General features: G+C 64.9%; 15 protein-coding genes. 14 read left to right on the top strand and 1 reads right to left on the bottom strand.

The annotated features are described in order from the left end of the window. Nucleotides 1–11: 11 nt before the first annotated feature. From ccoO to hemN, 9 genes are read left to right on the top strand one after another with little or no spacing between them, the layout of a single operon-like run. Nucleotides 12–776, top strand: coding sequence for a cytochrome-c oxidase, cbb3-type subunit II (gene ccoO, locus E5675_RS15245; protein ID WP_136175270.1), 765 nt, complete (start codon nucleotides 12–14; stop codon nucleotides 774–776). Next, entirely contained in the window at nucleotides 773–931 is a 159-nt protein-coding gene (locus E5675_RS15240) for a cbb3-type cytochrome c oxidase subunit 3 (RefSeq protein WP_136175269.1), read from the top strand. Before ccoO ends, E5675_RS15240 begins: the two co-directional genes overlap by 4 nt. After that, the gene (gene ccoP, locus E5675_RS15235) at nucleotides 924–1,847 is read left to right on the top strand and encodes a cytochrome-c oxidase, cbb3-type subunit III (protein ID WP_136175268.1); all 924 of its coding nucleotides are present in this window, start codon (nucleotides 924–926) and stop codon (nucleotides 1,845–1,847) included. The genes E5675_RS15240 and ccoP overlap by 8 nt, the downstream gene beginning before the upstream one ends. Next, on the top strand, nucleotides 1,834–3,291 hold the full coding sequence (gene ccoG / locus E5675_RS15230) for a cytochrome c oxidase accessory protein CcoG (RefSeq protein WP_136175267.1): 1,458 nt from the start codon (nucleotides 1,834–1,836) through the stop codon (nucleotides 3,289–3,291). Before ccoP ends, ccoG begins: the two co-directional genes overlap by 14 nt. Then, the gene (locus E5675_RS15225) at nucleotides 3,288–3,758 is read left to right on the top strand and encodes a FixH family protein (protein WP_136175266.1); all 471 of its coding nucleotides are present in this window, start codon (nucleotides 3,288–3,290) and stop codon (nucleotides 3,756–3,758) included. The genes ccoG and E5675_RS15225 overlap by 4 nt, the downstream gene beginning before the upstream one ends. Next, entirely contained in the window at nucleotides 3,755–5,869 is a 2,115-nt protein-coding gene (locus E5675_RS15220) for a heavy metal translocating P-type ATPase (protein WP_136175265.1), read from the top strand. Before E5675_RS15225 ends, E5675_RS15220 begins: the two co-directional genes overlap by 4 nt. Next, nucleotides 5,866–6,018, top strand: a complete 153-nt coding sequence (gene ccoS / locus E5675_RS15215; RefSeq protein WP_058803274.1) for a cbb3-type cytochrome oxidase assembly protein CcoS — start codon at nucleotides 5,866–5,868, stop codon at nucleotides 6,016–6,018. The genes E5675_RS15220 and ccoS overlap by 4 nt, the downstream gene beginning before the upstream one ends. Further along, the gene (locus E5675_RS15210) at nucleotides 6,015–6,245 is read left to right on the top strand and encodes a hypothetical protein (RefSeq protein ID WP_136175264.1); all 231 of its coding nucleotides are present in this window, start codon (nucleotides 6,015–6,017) and stop codon (nucleotides 6,243–6,245) included. The genes ccoS and E5675_RS15210 overlap by 4 nt, the downstream gene beginning before the upstream one ends. A gap of 58 nt (nucleotides 6,246–6,303) precedes the next feature. Beyond that, nucleotides 6,304–7,599, top strand: coding sequence for an oxygen-independent coproporphyrinogen III oxidase (gene hemN, locus E5675_RS15205; RefSeq protein ID WP_136175263.1), 1,296 nt, complete (start codon nucleotides 6,304–6,306; stop codon nucleotides 7,597–7,599). A gap of 370 nt (nucleotides 7,600–7,969) precedes the next feature. Here hemN and E5675_RS21520 read toward each other — a convergent pair whose 3' ends face one another. Then, nucleotides 7,970–8,170: a hypothetical protein gene (locus tag E5675_RS21520; protein ID WP_168707878.1), complete on the bottom strand. Its 201-nt coding sequence runs from the start codon at nucleotides 8,168–8,170 to the stop codon at nucleotides 7,970–7,972. Between E5675_RS21520 and E5675_RS15195 the strand changes: the two genes are divergently transcribed. From E5675_RS15195 to E5675_RS15175, 5 genes are all read left to right on the top strand, one after another. After that, entirely contained in the window at nucleotides 8,169–9,833 is a 1,665-nt protein-coding gene (locus tag E5675_RS15195) for an alpha/beta hydrolase-fold protein (RefSeq protein ID WP_168707877.1), read from the top strand. The genes E5675_RS21520 and E5675_RS15195 overlap by 2 nt on opposite strands. Nucleotides 9,834–9,844: 11 nt before the next feature. Further along, nucleotides 9,845–10,570, top strand: coding sequence for a hypothetical protein (locus E5675_RS15190; RefSeq protein ID WP_136175260.1), 726 nt, complete (start codon nucleotides 9,845–9,847; stop codon nucleotides 10,568–10,570). Nucleotides 10,571–10,716: 146 nt separating this feature from the next. After that, on the top strand, nucleotides 10,717–11,286 hold the full coding sequence (locus E5675_RS15185; protein WP_136175259.1) for a sigma-70 family RNA polymerase sigma factor: 570 nt from the start codon (nucleotides 10,717–10,719) through the stop codon (nucleotides 11,284–11,286). After that, nucleotides 11,258–12,232, top strand: coding sequence for a FecR domain-containing protein (locus tag E5675_RS15180; protein WP_168707876.1), 975 nt, complete (start codon nucleotides 11,258–11,260; stop codon nucleotides 12,230–12,232). Before E5675_RS15185 ends, E5675_RS15180 begins: the two co-directional genes overlap by 29 nt. Before the next feature lie 14 nt (nucleotides 12,233–12,246). Further along, nucleotides 12,247–15,684 (top strand): TonB-dependent receptor, encoded by a 3,438-nt coding sequence (locus E5675_RS15175; RefSeq protein ID WP_136175257.1) that lies wholly within the window; start codon nucleotides 12,247–12,249, stop codon nucleotides 15,682–15,684. Nucleotide 15,685: the final 1 nt, after the last annotated feature.

Raw genomic sequence — 15,685 nt, 5'->3', positions numbered from 1 at the left:
AGCCTGCGACCATGGCCACCAAACCCGCCGAAAAGGGCTTCAGCCACAAGAAGGTCGAACGCAATGTGACGCTGCTCGGCGCGCTCGCGCTGCTCACCGTGACCATCGGCGGCATCGTCGAGATCGCGCCGCTGTTCTGGATCGACAACACGGTCGAAAAGGTGGAGGGAATGCGGCCCTATACCCCGCTCGAGCTCGCCGGCCGCAACATCTATATGCGCGAGGGCTGCTACACCTGCCACAGCCAGATGATCCGTCCGTTCCGCGACGAGGTCGAACGTTACGGCCATTACAGCCTCGCGGCCGAGAGCATGTACGATCATCCGTTCCAATGGGGGTCGAAGCGTACCGGACCCGACCTTGCGCGCGTCGGCGGGCGCTATTCGGACGAATGGCATAAGGCGCATCTGATCGACCCGCGCAGCGTCGTGCCCGAATCGATCATGCCGCCTTATGCTTTCCTGGCGGAGCGCGACCTCGACACCGGCGACATGGCGAACCACCTGACCGCGCTCTATCGCGTCGGCGTGCCCTATACGACGGCTGATATCGAAAAGGCGAACGACGACATCCGGGCGCAGGCCGATCCCGAAACCGGGGCGGGCGACCTCCAGAAACGCTATCCCAAGGCACAGGCGCGCGACTTCGACGGCGATCCGTCGCGCGTGACCGAAATGGACGCGCTGGTCGCCTATCTCCAGATGCTCGGTACGCTGGTCGATGTCGAAAAGGCGGCGCCGCAGGAACGGTCGGGCGAAACGGAGGCGGCGCGATGAGCTACGACGCGCTGCGCCATTTCGCCGACAGTTGGGGCCTGCTCGCCATGGCGCTGCTGTTCCTCACCCTCATCGCCTGGCCGTTCCGCAAGGGCGCCCGCGCGCGCAACGAAAAGGCCGCGAACATGATCTTCAAGGACGACGAGCATGGCTGAGCACAAGCGCATCGACGAAGCCACCGGGACGACCACGGTCGGTCACGAATGGGACGGTATCGAGGAACTCGACACGCCGATGCCGCGCTGGTGGCTATGGACCTTTTACGCGACGATTGTCTGGGGGCTCGCCTATGTGATCCTCTATCCGGCCTGGCCGATGGTCGACAGCGCGACAAAGGGCGTGCTCGGCTGGTCGAGCCGCGGCGACCTCGAAAAGGAAATGGCGGCCGATGCGAAACGTCGCGCGCCGACGGTGAGTGCGATTGCCGCGACCGCGATCGCCGATCTGCCTGCGAAGCCGGAACTGATGCAGGCGGCGGTGCAGGGCGGCGGCGCGGCATTCCGCGTCCATTGCGTTCAGTGCCATGGCGCGGGCGGGGCGGGGGTGAAGAACCTCTATCCCAGCCTGACCGACGACGACTGGCTGTGGGGCGGCGATCTGGCGAGCATCGAATATACGGTGACGCATGGCATCCGGAACCCCGACCACAAGGACACGCGCACCAGCCTGATGCCCGCCTTTGGCCGCGACGGCATTCTCGACGCAGGGCAGATCGACGACGTCGTCAGCTTTGTGCGGGTGATCAGCCGGCAGGAAAAGGCGGGCGCCGCGTCGGCGCGCGGCGCGACGCTGTTTGCCGACAATTGCGCGGTCTGCCATGGCGCGGGCGGCGAGGGCGGGCGCCAGTTCGGCGCGCCGAAACTGACCGACGCGATCTGGCTTTATGGCGGCGATCGCGCCGGCCTGACCACGACGGTCAACCAGCCGCGCAACGGGGTGATGCCGCGCTGGAACAACCGGCTTGATCCCGTGACGATCAAGATGCTGTCGGCCTATGTCTATTCGCTGGGCGGCGGCGAAAAGGGGCTGGCGCCGGTCGGCGAAGGGCAGGGAGCCGATGGCCAGCCCTGAGGACCTCTCCGGCCAGCCGGCGCCGCTCTACGAAGCGCGGAAGGGCGTTTACCCGAAGGCGGTGAACGGCCCTTTCCGCCGCTTCAAATGGGCGATCATGGCGGTGACGCTCGCAATCTATTATGCGACGCCTTGGATCCGCTGGGATCGCGGCCCGCATGCGCCCGACCAGGCGGTCCTCGTCGATCTTGCGAACCGGCGCTTCTACATGTTCCAGATCGAAATCTGGCCGCACGAATTCTATTATGTCGCAGGACTGCTCATCATGGCGGGGATCGGGCTGTTCCTCGTCACCAGTGCGGTGGGCCGCGCCTGGTGCGGCTATGCCTGTCCGCAGACCGTGTGGACCGACCTGTTCCAGCATGTCGACCGGCTGGTCGACGGCGACCGCAACGCGCAGGCGCGGCTCGCGAACGGCCCGTGGACATTCGAAAAGCTGTCAAAGCGGACGGTCAAATATCTGATCTACCTCGTCATCGCTTTCTGGACCGGCGGCGCCTGGATCATGTATTTCGCCGACGCGCCGACGCTGACGCTGGATTTCTGGACCGGGCAGGCGGCGCCGATCGCCTATGGCACCGTCGCCGTCCTCACCGCCACGACCTTCATCCTGGGCGGCTTCATGCGCGAGCAGGTGTGCATCTATATGTGTCCCTGGCCGCGCATCCAGACCGCGATGATGGACGAAAAATCGCTGCTGGTAACGTATAAGGACTGGCGCGGCGAACCGCGAGGCAGCGTCAAGAAGGCACAGGCGCATCCCGGCGCCTTCGGCGACTGCATCGATTGCAACCAGTGCGTCGCGGTGTGCCCGACCGGGATCGACATTCGCGAAGGGCCGCAGATCGGCTGCATCACCTGCGCGCTCTGCATCGATGCCTGCGACGGGGTGATGGCGCAGGTCGGGCGGCCGCGCGGCCTGATCGACTATTGCACACTCGACGATGCCGCGTCCGAAAAGGCGGGCGGCGTCGCGCAGCCGGTGCGCAAGACGCTGATGCGGCCGCGAACCTTGCTCTATCTCGGCGTGTGGAGCGCGATCGGCGCCGCGATGCTCTTCTCGCTCGGCCAGCGCACCCGCCTCGATCTCGCCGTGCAGCACGAGCGCAGCCCGCTCTACGTCCAGCTCTCCGACGGCCAGATTCGCAACAATTACACGCTGAAGCTGCGCAATATGGAAACGCGGCCGCGCCGGGTGGCGGTGACGGTCAGCGGGCTTCCGGGCGCGGTGCTGTGGACGAATGTCGGCACGCGCGAAAATGCGGCGCAGCGGATCGAGTTGGCGCTGCCCGCCGACAGCGTCACGAGCGTCAAGCTGTTCATCGCGGCGCCCGGCGCGGGCCCGGCGCGGCAGGATTTCACGATCGCCACGCGCGGGCTCGACGGCGATCCGCGCGGCGACAGCGACACCATCCAGTTCGACCGGCCGGAGACAGGACAATGACCGACACCCCGACACCCCGGCGTTTCACCGGCCGGCATATGACGACGATCCTCGTCGCTTTCTTTGCGGTCGTGATCGCGGTCAATGTCACCATGGCGCGGTTCGCGATGTCGACCTTCGGCGGCAAGGTGGTCGAGAACAGCTATGTCGCGAGCCAGAATTACAACCGGTGGCTCGAACGCGCCGACGCACAGGCCCGGCTGGGATGGGATACGGGGGTCACGCTCGACGCGGGCCGGCATGTCCTGCTGACGATCCGCAAGGAGGGCCGGTCGCTGGAGGGGGTTCGGGCCTCCGCGACCGTCAATCACGCCGTTGGGCGCACCGCGCCCGTCGCGCTCCGTTTCGAGCCGGCGGCGGACGGAAGGCTGCGCTCGGTCGAGCCGCTGGCGGTGGGGCGCTGGCGGCTCGACCTCATCGTCCGACGCGGCGCCGACGAAGCCCGCTATCGCGAGGATCTGCGATGAACGCCGCCGCTCTCGTCGAACGCGACTTTGCCGTGCCCGACATCCGCTGTGTCGGTTGTATCGCCAAGCTGGAACAGGGGCTGGTGCGCGACAAGCGCATCGCCGCGGCGCGCGTCAACTTTACCGAAAAGCGCGTGCATCTGTCCTATATGCCCGACACCGACATGCCCGACCTGATCGGCGCTTTTTCGACCCTGGGGTTCGAGGCGCATCCGATCGGGAACGGTCCCGGCGAGGCCGACGCCGAAGCCGAAACGAGCCGCGAACTGCTGCGCTCCGTCGCGGTGTCGGGTTTTGCAATGATGAACATCATGCTGCTCTCCGTATCGGTCTGGTCGGGCGCGGCGGGGGCAACGCGCGACCTGTTCCACTGGCTCTCGGCGGCGATCGCGCTGCCGACCGTCGCCTATGCCGGGCGGCCCTTCTTCCGCTCGGCATGGCGGGCGCTCCGCCACGGCCACACGAATATGGACGTGCCGATCAGCATCGGCGTCGCGCTCGTCTGCGCGATCAGCCTGTACGAGACTGCGACCCGCGGCGCGCACGCCTATTTCGACGGCGCGGTCATGCTGCTCTTTTTCCTGCTTTGCGGTCGCTGGCTCGACAGCGTGATGCGCGACCGCGCGCGCGGCGGCGTGACGGCGCTGCTGCGCAACATGGGAAGCGGCGCGACGGTGCTCGGCGACGACGGCCGCAGCCGCTGGGTCGACGCGACCGCGCTGGCGCCCGAGATGGTGATGCTCGTCGCGGCGGGCGAGCGGCTGGCGGCGGACGGCGTGGTCGTCGGCGGGGACGGCCAGCTCGACCTTTCGCTGCTCACGGGCGAAAGCGCGCCGCAGCCGGTCCAGCTCGACGACAGGGCCCATGCCGGCACGTTGAACCTTGACGCGCCGATCCGCGTGCGCGTGACGGCGGCGGGCGCCGACACTGCGATTGCCGACATCGCCCGGTTGATGGGCGAGGCGGCGCAGGGCAAATCACGCTACGTCCGCATCGCTGACCGCGCGGCGCGGCTTTATGCGCCGGCGGTCCATTGCCTTGCGCTGATGGCATTCGCCGGCTGGATGGTCGCGGGCGCGGGCTGGCACGACAGCCTGCTGATCGCCGCCGCCGTGCTCATCATCACCTGCCCCTGTGCGCTCGGCCTTGCCGTGCCCGCGGCGCAGATCGTCGCGGCGGGCGCGCTGATGCGCGCGGGCGTACTCGTCAAGGACGGCTCGGCGCTCGAACGGCTTGCCGAAGTCGATCTTGCGCTCGTCGACAAGACCGGGACGCTGACGCTCGGGCGTCCGGAGGCCATTGGCCTCGACCGGCTCGACACCGGCACGAAATCGTTGATCCTCGCGTTGTCGCAAGCCAGCCGACACCCGCTGAGCGAGGCATTGACGCGCGGACTACAGCGTTATGACGTGCGTCCCGCCGAGGTGACTTCGATAACGGAGACGCCGGGCTTCGGGATCGAGGCGCAATGGGCGGGCGGCATCGTCAAACTTGGACGGCCACAGCGCGGCGATCTGGGCGACGCGCTCGCGACCGAGTTGTCAGTCGATGGCGACGCGGTCGCGACGATCCGCTTCGCCGACCGCCTGCGGCCCGACGCTGCCGAGGCGATCGACGCGCTGGGGCATCACGGTGTCGAGGCGATGATCCTGTCGGGCGATCGCGCCGAAGCCGTGGCGCCGGTTGCGCGCCAGCTCGGCCTGACCGCGCAGACGGGAATGAGCCCGCAGGACAAGCTGGACGCGATCGAACGCCAGGCCGGACTCGGCCGCAAGGTGCTGATGATCGGCGACGGCCTCAACGACGGCCCCGCGCTTGCCGCAGGCCATGCGTCGATCGCGCCGGGATCGGCGAGCGACGTCGGCAAGAATGCCGCCGACTGCATATTCCTCGGCGACCGGATGATGCCGGTGGTGCAGGCGGTCCAAATGGCGCGGCGGACCCAGACGGTGGTGCGACAGAATTTCCTCCTCGCCATCGGCTATAATGCCGTGGCGGTGCCGCTTGCCTTCATGGGGCTCGTCACGCCGCTCGTCGCCGCGATCGCGATGTCGGGATCGTCGCTGATCGTTGTGGGCAACGCGCTGCGATTGAGGGGGGCGATCCGGTGAACGGCCTGGCCTTCCTCATCCCGATCGCACTTGGCCTGGGGTTGCTCGGTCTTGCCGCCTTTTTCTGGTCGCTCCGCAAGGGGCAGTTCGACGACCTCGATGGTGCCGCGCTCCGTATCTTTGTCGAGGAGGAGGAAGAGTCGGTATGAACGTCCGCAACATCTTTCTCGCGATGGGGGCGGCCGCGCTCATGCAGCCGCCGATCGCGGTCGAGGCGCACATCCTGACCTTGCCGTCGTGCGGCGGCGCGGCGCACCGGATGATCGTTCCGGGCGATCCCGCCGACCCCGACCAGCGCCGCAACTGCGCCAAGGCGTGCCATGCCGTCACCGACCGGCGGAGCAAATCGGACGGCGTCAAAAAGCGCTGCTGTTGATGCGCCTGCGTTGATCCCGGTCAATGACCGGGCGCGGGCGCGGGCGTAGTAGGCCCCTATGTGGTCCTATCACCCCGATCTGCTCGCCAAGCCGGTGCCGCGTTACACCAGCTATCCCACTGCGATGGAATTTACCGGCGACGTGGGCGCCGACGATTATGCGCGCGCGCTCGACGCGATCGAGGCGGCGACCCCGATCTCGCTCTACGTCCATATCCCCTTTTGCGAGCAGATTTGCTGGTATTGCGGCTGCAACACCGGGGCGGCCGGGCGCAAGCAAAGGCTGGCCGACTATCTCGTCGCGCTACGCGCCGAGATTGCCCTCGTCGCAAAACGGCTGGGCGGGCGCGGACGCGTGCAGCGTATCGCGTTCGGCGGCGGCAGCCCGAACGCGATCGCACCGGTCGAACTGGTCCGCCTGCTCGACCGCATCCTAACGGTGTTCGACGCGCACCGGCCCGAGGTGTCGATCGAGCTCGACCCGCGCGGCTTTTCGGCCGAATGGGCGCTGGTGCTCGCGGCCGCGCGCGTCACGCGCGTCAGCCTCGGCGTCCAGACCTTCGCCCCGCACGTCCAGCAGGCGATCGGCCGGATCCAGCCCCTGTCGCATATCGAACGCGTCGTCGCGGCGCTGCGCCTGCGCGATATCGACGCGATCAACTTCGACCTGATGTACGGATTGCCCGGCCAGTCGCTCACCGACCTCGACGCCACGCTCGACGACACGATCCGTCTTGAACCGAGCCGGATCGCGCTGTTCGGCTATGCCCATCTGCCCGACATGATCCCGCGCCAGCGGCGGATCGACGCCAGCGGACTGCCCGACCTGCGGCTTCGGTTCGAACAGGCGGAGCACGGATACCAGCGCCTGACCGACGCGGGCTATATTCCCGTCGGGTTCGATCATTTCGCCCGGCCCGGCGACCCCCTTGCGGTCGCGGCGGCGGAGGGGCGCGTCAGCCGTAACTTTCAAGGGTTTACCGACGATGACGCTCCCGTTCTCCTTGGCTTTGGAGCGAGCGCAATCAGCCGGTTTTCCGACCTTATCGTCCAGAATGAGAAGCGGGCGGGACCGTATCGCGATATGGTCGGTGAAGGCCGTCTGGCCGCCGTGCGCGGCGTATCCATCGACGATTCGCAGCGGATGCGAGGGAAAAATATCCGCGACATTTTATGCGCCGGACGAACCCACGTCGGACCAGAGCGCGGGGAGCGGATACGGGATGTTCTCGCCGATTACGAGCTTCGCGGTGTCGTCGAATGGGAGGCGGGCGATCTGGTGATCCGCGATGAAGGCTTGCCCTATGCGCGCCATGTCGCGGCGCAATTCGACAGCGTGAGAGGGACCATCTAATTCGTTGAGGCTGCGTCTGCTTTTTCCGCCCTCTGGCTCAAAGCGGCCAGTCCGCCCTGGACAAAGGAGACGATGATGACCCTGTATCAGACCACCGATCGACGCAGCTTCCTGGCGCAGGCCCTCGCCGGGTCGGCCGTGACCGCGGTTCTCACGATTCCGGAGCCCGCCCCCGCGCAACGGACAGCAGGTGGCGGCCAACTCGCGGTCGATTGGGTCGAGGCATCGGTCGGGCCATACCTTCGGACAGGGGGGACTGCCGACATCGATAGGCGCGCAGGCGCTTTCGAGTGCTTTGTGGCGCGGAACGGCGAAACTCAAGCGTTGCTCTGGCGGCCGGCGTTGGCCGAAGGAAACAATCATGGGAAGGTCAGGATTTGACCAGGCCCACCGGGGAGCGAATGCTCTGCAGGCGGACAGTCGAGATCTGTCGGGCGTGCAAAACCTGCGGCGCCGCAAGCGCCATTGAAGAAGAATGGAGGATTTCGCCTTGCCATTCATCGTGCAGCATGGAGTTGATCGAATAGGGGGCACGAATGGGAGTTCGGGAAAGTAGCAGGCTGGGGTTCATGTTGGTCTTGGCCGCGGCGGCGCTCGCGAGCGGTCATCCGGCGGCAGCGGAAATCAGCTTTTCGGTGACATTGCCGAAATCCGCTGCCGGTGAACCGGTAACCGGACGACTTATCGTGGTTGCGGCACGCCGCGGAGTCGATGGAGCGCCTGCCAAGGTCGAGCCGCGCCAGATGATCGGCATGAACGGCCCACCGGCCTTCGGCACGGATGTAGAAGGTTTGCGTCCTGGTTCCACCGTGACCATCGATGCAAAATCGGACGGATTTCCGTTCGGTCTCGATCGGCTCCCCGCAGGCGATTACAGCGTGCAGGCCGTGCTCATTCCCTACAAGAAGGCGAAGCGGGCCGATGGGCACACGATCTGGGTGCCGATGAGCGACCAACGCGTCATCGCGCCGATGTTCCCGGGCAACCCCTACAGCAAACCCGCCGATGTCCGGCTTGACCCGGCTGCGAAGGCCCCTGTTGCACTAACGCTCACCGAAAGGATCGGGCCCATCGCGCGCGAGCCCGACACGCCGTGGATCAAACGCGTGCGCATCAAGAGCAAGATTCTGTCCGATTTCTGGGGCATGCCGATGTATATCGGCGCGGAAGTGCTGCTGCCGAAGGATTTCGACAAGCATCTAGGGGCGCGCTATCCCGCCATCTATACCTACGGTCATTTCGGCGGATCGTTCAATTTCGACACCGATCCAGCGAACGATAGCGAGGCCGCACGCCGCGCTGCCGCCGATGCTAACGTCAAGACCGGCTATCAGTTTTCGCAGGAATGGAACGGCGAAAATTTCCCGCGCATGGTTGGCGTCACGCTCGAAACACCCGGACCCTATTTCTTCGAATCCTACGCGCTCAATTCGGCGAACAACGGCCCGTGGGGTGATGCGATCACCCAGGAATTGATGCCCTATCTCGAAAAGACCTTTCGCCTGATCGACCAGCCCTACGGCCGGATCGTCGAAGGCGCATCGACGGGGGGCTGGGAGGCGCTCGCGCTGCAACTCCATTATCCCGACCTGTTCGGCGGTGCGTGGATCTTCAACCCCGACCCGATCGACTTCACCCGCTACCAGCTCACCGACATCTACAAGGAGGACAATATGTTCACCTTGAAGATCAACGACTGGATCACGCAGGAAAAGCCGTTCCGCCGCAGCCGCGAAGGGCATCCGCTCGTCGATCTGCGCACGCTCGCGGCGCTCGAGGGCATGCTCGGGTCGAAAGGGCGGAGCTATTACCAGCTCGGCATCTGGCAGGCGACGCACGGCCCGGTCGGCGCGGACGGCTATCCCGTCATGCTCTATGACTACAAGACCGGGGTCATCAACAAGGACGTGGTCAAATATATGCGCGAGAAGGGCTTCGACCTTTCGGGCTATGCGCGCGACAACTGGGCGACGCTCGGTCCGAAGCTGCGCGGCAAGCTGCATTTCTTTGCGGGCGAGATGGACGATTTCTACCTCAACCTCGCGGTCTACCGGTTCGAGGACATGGTCGCCGAGGTCGCGGGCAAGGACTATCCGATCCGCTTCGAATATGGACGGCCGAAAAAGGGACATAACTGGCACCACACCGACTGGGCGGGTGTCGTCCGCGAGGTCGCCGATCACGTCCGGAAGAATGCGCCCGCCGGCGCACCGGTGGATCAATGGAATTATTGAGGAGACAGCGGGTGGTCGAGATTGCCGGTAAGCGCCTTGCGCTCGTCGCCGCAGGGTTCATCATGGGGGCTGCGGCACCGACCGCGCTCGTGATGGCCGACGGCGGACCGCCGAAGGCCGTGTTCGACGAGATCAGCGTGAAGCGCGTCAACATCGTCGAACCCGACGGAAAATATCGCCTCGTCCTCGCCAATTCCGAACGCTTTCCGGGACTGTTCATGGAAGGCAAGGAATATAAGCACCACAGCCGCGACGGCGGCGGGATGCTCTTCTTCAACGACGAGGGCGACGAGGTCGGCGGGCTGACCTTCGGCAGCAAGACCGTCGGCGACAATCGCCGCGCCTCGGGCTCGCTGATGTTCGACCAGTATAAGCAGGACCAGACCGTCGGCATCCAGTACAGTGAGGCGAACGGCAAACGCACCGCCGGGTTGCGCGTCTGGGACCGCCCCGACTGGTCGATCAAGCCGCTGATGGAAATGAGCGCGCGTGCCGCCGCCGCCGACGACGATGCCGCGAAGAACCGTATCCGCGAAGAAATGCGCGCCTATGCGATGGCGAACGGCGGCCCCGGGGCGGAGCGCGTCTTCGCCGGTAAGGCGACCGAAGATGCGATCGTCCGGCTCGCCGACAAGAGCGGCAAGCCGCGCCTGTTGCTCAAGGTCGGCGCCGATGGCGAGCCGAGCATTGAGTTTCTCGACCCGTCGGGAAAGGTCGTCAAACGCATCACGCAATAAGCGCCGCATCTTCCGCATCGGTTCGGGATCGCGGTTCCCGGGTTCGATGACGCGCGGCTTATTTAAGATATTGATTATTAAGAAAAAAATTCACAATTATGTCATTTTCGCTTGACGCGTGCATCGAATGCTGATGCCATCGGGCCATGGATCGTCAGGCTCGTCTCCGCTGGTTTGCACGCGAAGTGCTTCCGCACGAGCCCGACTTGCGCAAGTGGCTTGGCGGGCGCTTGCGCGGCCTCGATTCCTGCGATGTCGATGAAGTCGTGCAGGAGGCCTATGCGCGTCTATGGACCGGCGATCCCGATACGATCCGCAACGCGCGCGCCTATCTCTTTGTCACTGCACGGCATATCGTCGGCGAACATCTTCGCCGCTCGCGTATTGTTGCGATCGACCTGGTGGCGGATTTGGACTCGCTGAACATCATTGACGAAGAGATGAGTGTGCACCGACGTCTTAGTGGACAGGAAGAACTGGCGCGTTTGTACGAAATATTGCAGACGCTGCCGCCAAAATGCCGACAGGCCTTCGAGCTCAAAAAGTTTCAGGACTTTTCGCAGCGCCGGATCGCCGAACATATGGGAATCGCCGAAAGCACCGTCGAGAAACATCTCGCCAAGGCGCTTCGGCTCGTTTCCGACGCAATGAAAGAGGCGCCAGTGGGCGCACAGGATGGAAGACAGCGTGAGCGCAGGTTCTGGAAATGGGGCTGATATCGACACCCAGGCGACAGCCTGGGCGGTCCGGTCGGCGGAGCGCCCGCTAGACAGCGCCGAGCAGCAGCAGCTCGACGCGTGGCTGGAATCCGACGGCCGGCATCTGGGCGCCTATGTCCGTGCGCAGGCGCTGTGGCTCGACATCGACCGGATCGCGGCGCTCGACGGCGGGACGCAGCGTGATGTTCCCGCGCCTGTTCGCGAGCGTCCCTGGGGACGCTATGCGATGGCGGCTTCGGTCGCGCTGGCTGCTTTCGGCGGCACCGTCGCCTATGATCATTGGGCCGGCCGTATCTCGACCGAGCGGGGCGAGGTGCGCAGAATTGCGCTTGAAGACGGATCGATCCTGACGCTCAACGGCAGCTCGGCGGTGCAAGTGCGGTACGAGGACGATATCCGGCGGATTATTCTTCGCCGCGGAGAAGCGTCATTCGAGGTCGCGCATAACAAGCAGCGGCCGTTCGTTGTCAGTGCCGAAGGATTGGACGTTCGCGCGGTCGGCACCGAATTCGTCGTCGGCATCGAGGATGGCGGCGTCGAGGTCACGGTCGAGGAAGGTGTCGTCGCCGTGGGCGGCAAGGCGAGCGGGGCGGTCCAGCCGCGCTATATTCGCCGCAACGAACAATTTGTCGCCGCCGCGACCGGGCCACGCAAGGCGGTGCTGGATGCCGCCGATGTCGAACGCCGGATTGCGTGGCGCAACGGCGTGCTCGTCTTCAATGGTCAACAATTGGGGGCGGCGGCCGAGGAGGTGAACCGCTATTCCAATTTACGGGTCGTGATCGAGGACCCCACGCTCGCGCGCGCCGAGTTCATGGGCGTTTTCAAACTCGGCGATGCGCAGGCGTTCGCCGGCGCCGCGGCCGAGGCCTTCAACGGCGAGGTCGTGCGTCGCGGGGACGAACTCGTTTTGGTGCGTCAGCAGAATTCTCCGTCGCACTGATAGCGGATTTCCGGATGCCGTCGCTCATTTGCTTATGGAAGCGCAGAATCGCTCCGGGGCATGAGGGAGGCAAGACGATGTGGGGGCAGGCAAGCCGGTTGAACAAGCGCACTGCGCTGATGGTTGGTGTGGCGACGACGATGCTTTGGGCGGCACCCGCCGCGGCTCAGCAGCGGCAAAGCTATTCGATCCCTTCGGGCGATGCCGCGCAGACGGTCCAGCGCCTCGCCGTGCAGTCGGGCGTGCAGGTCATGGTGCCTGACGCCGATCTTGCGGGGATCAAGACGAATGCGGTGAACGGCAACTATACGCCGATCGAAGCGCTCCGGCTGATGCTCGCGAACAAGGGACTCGAAGTCGTCCAGAACGCCAAAGGCGCGGTAGTGATCCGCCGCGCGGCAAGCCGCCCGCAAGCCAGCGTCGGTACCGAAACCACCGGGGAAGAGATCATCGTCACCGGCTCGCGCATCGAGCGCGCAGGCTTCGACACGTTGCAGCCGGCAATGGTCGAGGATGCAGAGGAAATTGAGCGGCGCGGCTACGTCAATGTTGCGCAGGCGCTGGAGGCGAACCCGTTATTCGGGACGTCTGACAGCAGCGCCGTTGGCGGAAATCAGGCGATCAACGGAACCGGGCAGCGGTTCGTGAACATGTTCAGCCTGGGGTCGCAGCGGACGCTGACGCTGGTCAACGGACGCCGCTTCGTTTCGGCGAATTCAGCGGCGGCGAGCGGCAACGCCTCCGCGGGCTCTCAGGTCGATCTCAACCTTATTCCGACAGGGCTGGTCGACCGGGTCGAAACGATCGCGATCGGCGGCGCGCCGATCTACGGCTCGGACGCGATTGCCGGCACGGTCAATATCATCCTGAAGGACAATTTCGACGGGCTGCAGATATCGGGGCTCGCCGGGCTCAACGAAGATGGCGATTCGCACCAATATGCCATCCGCGGACTCGCGGGGACGAACTTTTCCGAAGGCCGGGGCAACATCGTCGTCGGGCTGGAATATTCGAAGCAGAGCGGCCTGCTGTACGGCGACCGCTTCGGCGGTTTCCGGAATACGATCCCCAATCCCGAAAACACCAGTTCGACCGATGGTATTCCCGCCCTCAGTGTCGTCGACGATTATCGCTTTGCCGTGTTCACCGAGGGCGGCCTGCCCTATTTCGATTCGGGTGCCGGAGGACTGCTCGGTGTGGATGGGCCGGGCGTATCATTGCCGGGTTTCGGGATCGCGCCCAACGGTAACTATATCTTCGACGCCCAGGGACGTCCGCTGCAATTCGGTGCGAATGGTGAACTCGTCCCCTATGATGTGGGAACCGTGGTCAGTGATATTCTGGCATCGGCCGGTCTCGGCGCATTGGGCGTCTTTCCGCTCGCGACGTCGGGTGGGGATGGATTCAGTCTCGCCGACAATACCTCGCTGCTCACCCCGACCGACCGGGTGCTCGGAAACCTGCTCGCGCACTACGATGTGACGCCCAATCTGCGCGTCTTTTTCGAAGGCGCCTATGCTCGCAGCAAGGTCGTCCGCCTGTCCGATCTCACCTCCGTGGCCGCGCCCGGCCTGATCGGTGGGCCGAAGCTGACTTTCTCGGTCGACAACCCGTTCCTTTCCGATCAGGCGCGTTCGATCCTGCAGGCGAACGGGCTCACCACCTTCAACCTCAACCGAAACCTCAACGACATCGTCCAGCGCGAGCCGCAACAGACGGTGCAGAACCTCTATCGTTTCGTGGGCGGGCTCGAAGGGCATTTCGACGTCGCCGGCGAACGCTGGAACTGGGACGTCTCCTATAATTACGGACGCGTCCGCAACAATTCGCGGGTGACCTACGTCAATCCCGAACGCTTCCTGGCCGCGGTCAACGCTGTCGAAGCGCCCGACGGCTCGATCATCTGCGGCGGCAACGCGCCGGCGGGCTGCGTGCCGATCAACCTGTTCGGTTACGGCTCTCCGAGCGACGAGGCGGCCGCCTATGTCAGCGAGGCCGGACGGTCGAAGAGCACGAACACGCAGACGGTGCTGACCGCGAACCTCGGCGGCAAGCTGCCCTTCGGCATTTCGAGCGAACGGATCGCGTTCAATATCGGCGTCGAGCGCCGCGTCGAGAAGGCGGTCTTCGCGCCCGACGCCGTCCTCCAGGCCGGCGACCGGCTGCTCGGCGAGGGCATAGGCGCCTATTCGCCGGTTTCGGGCAAGTTCGGGACGAGGGAGGTCTATGGCGAACTCGTCGTCCCGCTGATCTCGGACGACCAGAATTTTCCGCTGATCCGCAGCGCCGAATTCGACGGTTCGATCCGCTATGTCGACCATTCGATTGCGGGCGGCGCGATCACCTGGTCCGCTGGCGGCCGAATCGCACCCAAACTCGGCGGGATCGGCGAAGGGTTGACCTTGCGCGGCGTTTATACGCGCGCGATTCGCTCACCGGCGATCAGTGAATTGTTTGCGGCCAGTTCGCCGGTGACGAACACGCTGAGCGATCCGTGCAGCAAGGATAATTACAATCGCGGCAACAATCCCGACGTCCGCGCCGCCAATTGCGCGGCGGCGCTCGCCGCCGTCAGTGCGCCCGCGCCAAATGCCTTTACGCCCACGACCAATATCCGTTCAGCGTCGGGCAGCCTGTCGGGCAATGAGAATCTCGACAACGAAAAGGCAAAGAGCTGGTCGCTCGGGCTCGTTTATCAGCCGCCCGCGATTCCCGGCTTCCGGTTCGCGGCCGACTGGACCGACGTCCGGCTGACCGGTGGGATCGAAAATCTCGATATCAATTCGCTGATGGCGTCCTGCTATGACAGTGCCAGCTATCCCGCGACCGATGCCTGCGGCAATTTTCGTCGTCTGACTGCCGCGGATATCGCGGCGGGGAACGGCACGGGCGGGGCGCAACGTAATCCCGGCGACATCGCGAACGGCTTCACGACCGGCTTCGTAAACACGTCGACGCTCCACTTCGCCGGATTGATCGTTGCCGCCGACTACGGCTTCGACATCAGCAGCCTGATACCGAGTTCCGGCGGGCGCAACGCGATGCGTCTGGGAACCAAGCTCTTCTACACCGACACCTACGAGCAGGTCCTCTTCGCAGGCCAACCCGTAACGGAAGCGGCGGGGACAGTCGGGCTGCCGAAATGGCGCGTTCAGAGTTATGTCGGCGCGACGCTCGGCGATGTCGATCTCGATGTCCAGGTCCTTTGGCGTGACAAGACCAAGTTCAGCCTTGACCAGACGATCGAGGATACGCCGATCAACGACGTCGGCGCCTATACGCTGGTCAACGGGACGATCGGCTTCAATGTCGGTGAACGCTTCCGGTTGCAACTGATCGTCAACAATATCTTCGATCGCGAGATACCCTATGCGGCGCTCGCCCGCCGCAGCTTCGGGTCGTTCGACTTTCTCGGCCGCGCCTATTTGCTGACCGCGAGCGCCAGCTTCTGAC

Source organism: Sphingopyxis sp. PAMC25046 (genome assembly GCF_004795895.1).
In the GTDB taxonomy this organism is placed as follows: Bacteria; Pseudomonadota; Alphaproteobacteria; order Sphingomonadales; family Sphingomonadaceae; genus Sphingopyxis.
Note: the sequence above shows the minus strand (reverse complement) of the source record. Positions and strands in the feature narration are given on the sequence as shown.

What these genes read in the sequence shown, in the direction of transcription:
- E5675_RS21520 (WP_168707878.1), bottom strand. Translation starts at nt 8,170, where the DNA reads ATGAACCCCAGCCTGCTACTTTCCCGAACTCCCATTCGTGCCCCCTAT.
- E5675_RS15185 (WP_136175259.1), top strand. Translation starts at nt 10,717, where the DNA reads ATGGATCGTCAGGCTCGTCTCCGCTGGTTTGCACGCGAAGTGCTTCCG.
- ccoG (WP_136175267.1), top strand. Translation starts at nt 1,834, where the DNA reads ATGGCCAGCCCTGAGGACCTCTCCGGCCAGCCGGCGCCGCTCTACGAA.
- E5675_RS15195 (WP_168707877.1), top strand. Translation starts at nt 8,169, where the DNA reads ATGTTGGTCTTGGCCGCGGCGGCGCTCGCGAGCGGTCATCCGGCGGCA.
- E5675_RS15175 (WP_136175257.1), top strand. Translation starts at nt 12,247, where the DNA reads ATGCCGTCGCTCATTTGCTTATGGAAGCGCAGAATCGCTCCGGGGCAT.
- ccoO (WP_136175270.1), top strand. Translation starts at nt 12, where the DNA reads ATGGCCACCAAACCCGCCGAAAAGGGCTTCAGCCACAAGAAGGTCGAA.
- E5675_RS15225 (WP_136175266.1), top strand. Translation starts at nt 3,288, where the DNA reads ATGACCGACACCCCGACACCCCGGCGTTTCACCGGCCGGCATATGACG.
- E5675_RS15220 (WP_136175265.1), top strand. Translation starts at nt 3,755, where the DNA reads ATGAACGCCGCCGCTCTCGTCGAACGCGACTTTGCCGTGCCCGACATC.
- E5675_RS15240 (WP_136175269.1), top strand. Translation starts at nt 773, where the DNA reads ATGAGCTACGACGCGCTGCGCCATTTCGCCGACAGTTGGGGCCTGCTC.
- hemN (WP_136175263.1), top strand. Translation starts at nt 6,304, where the DNA reads ATGTGGTCCTATCACCCCGATCTGCTCGCCAAGCCGGTGCCGCGTTAC.
- E5675_RS15210 (WP_136175264.1), top strand. Translation starts at nt 6,015, where the DNA reads ATGAACGTCCGCAACATCTTTCTCGCGATGGGGGCGGCCGCGCTCATG.
- ccoP (WP_136175268.1), top strand. Translation starts at nt 924, where the DNA reads ATGGCTGAGCACAAGCGCATCGACGAAGCCACCGGGACGACCACGGTC.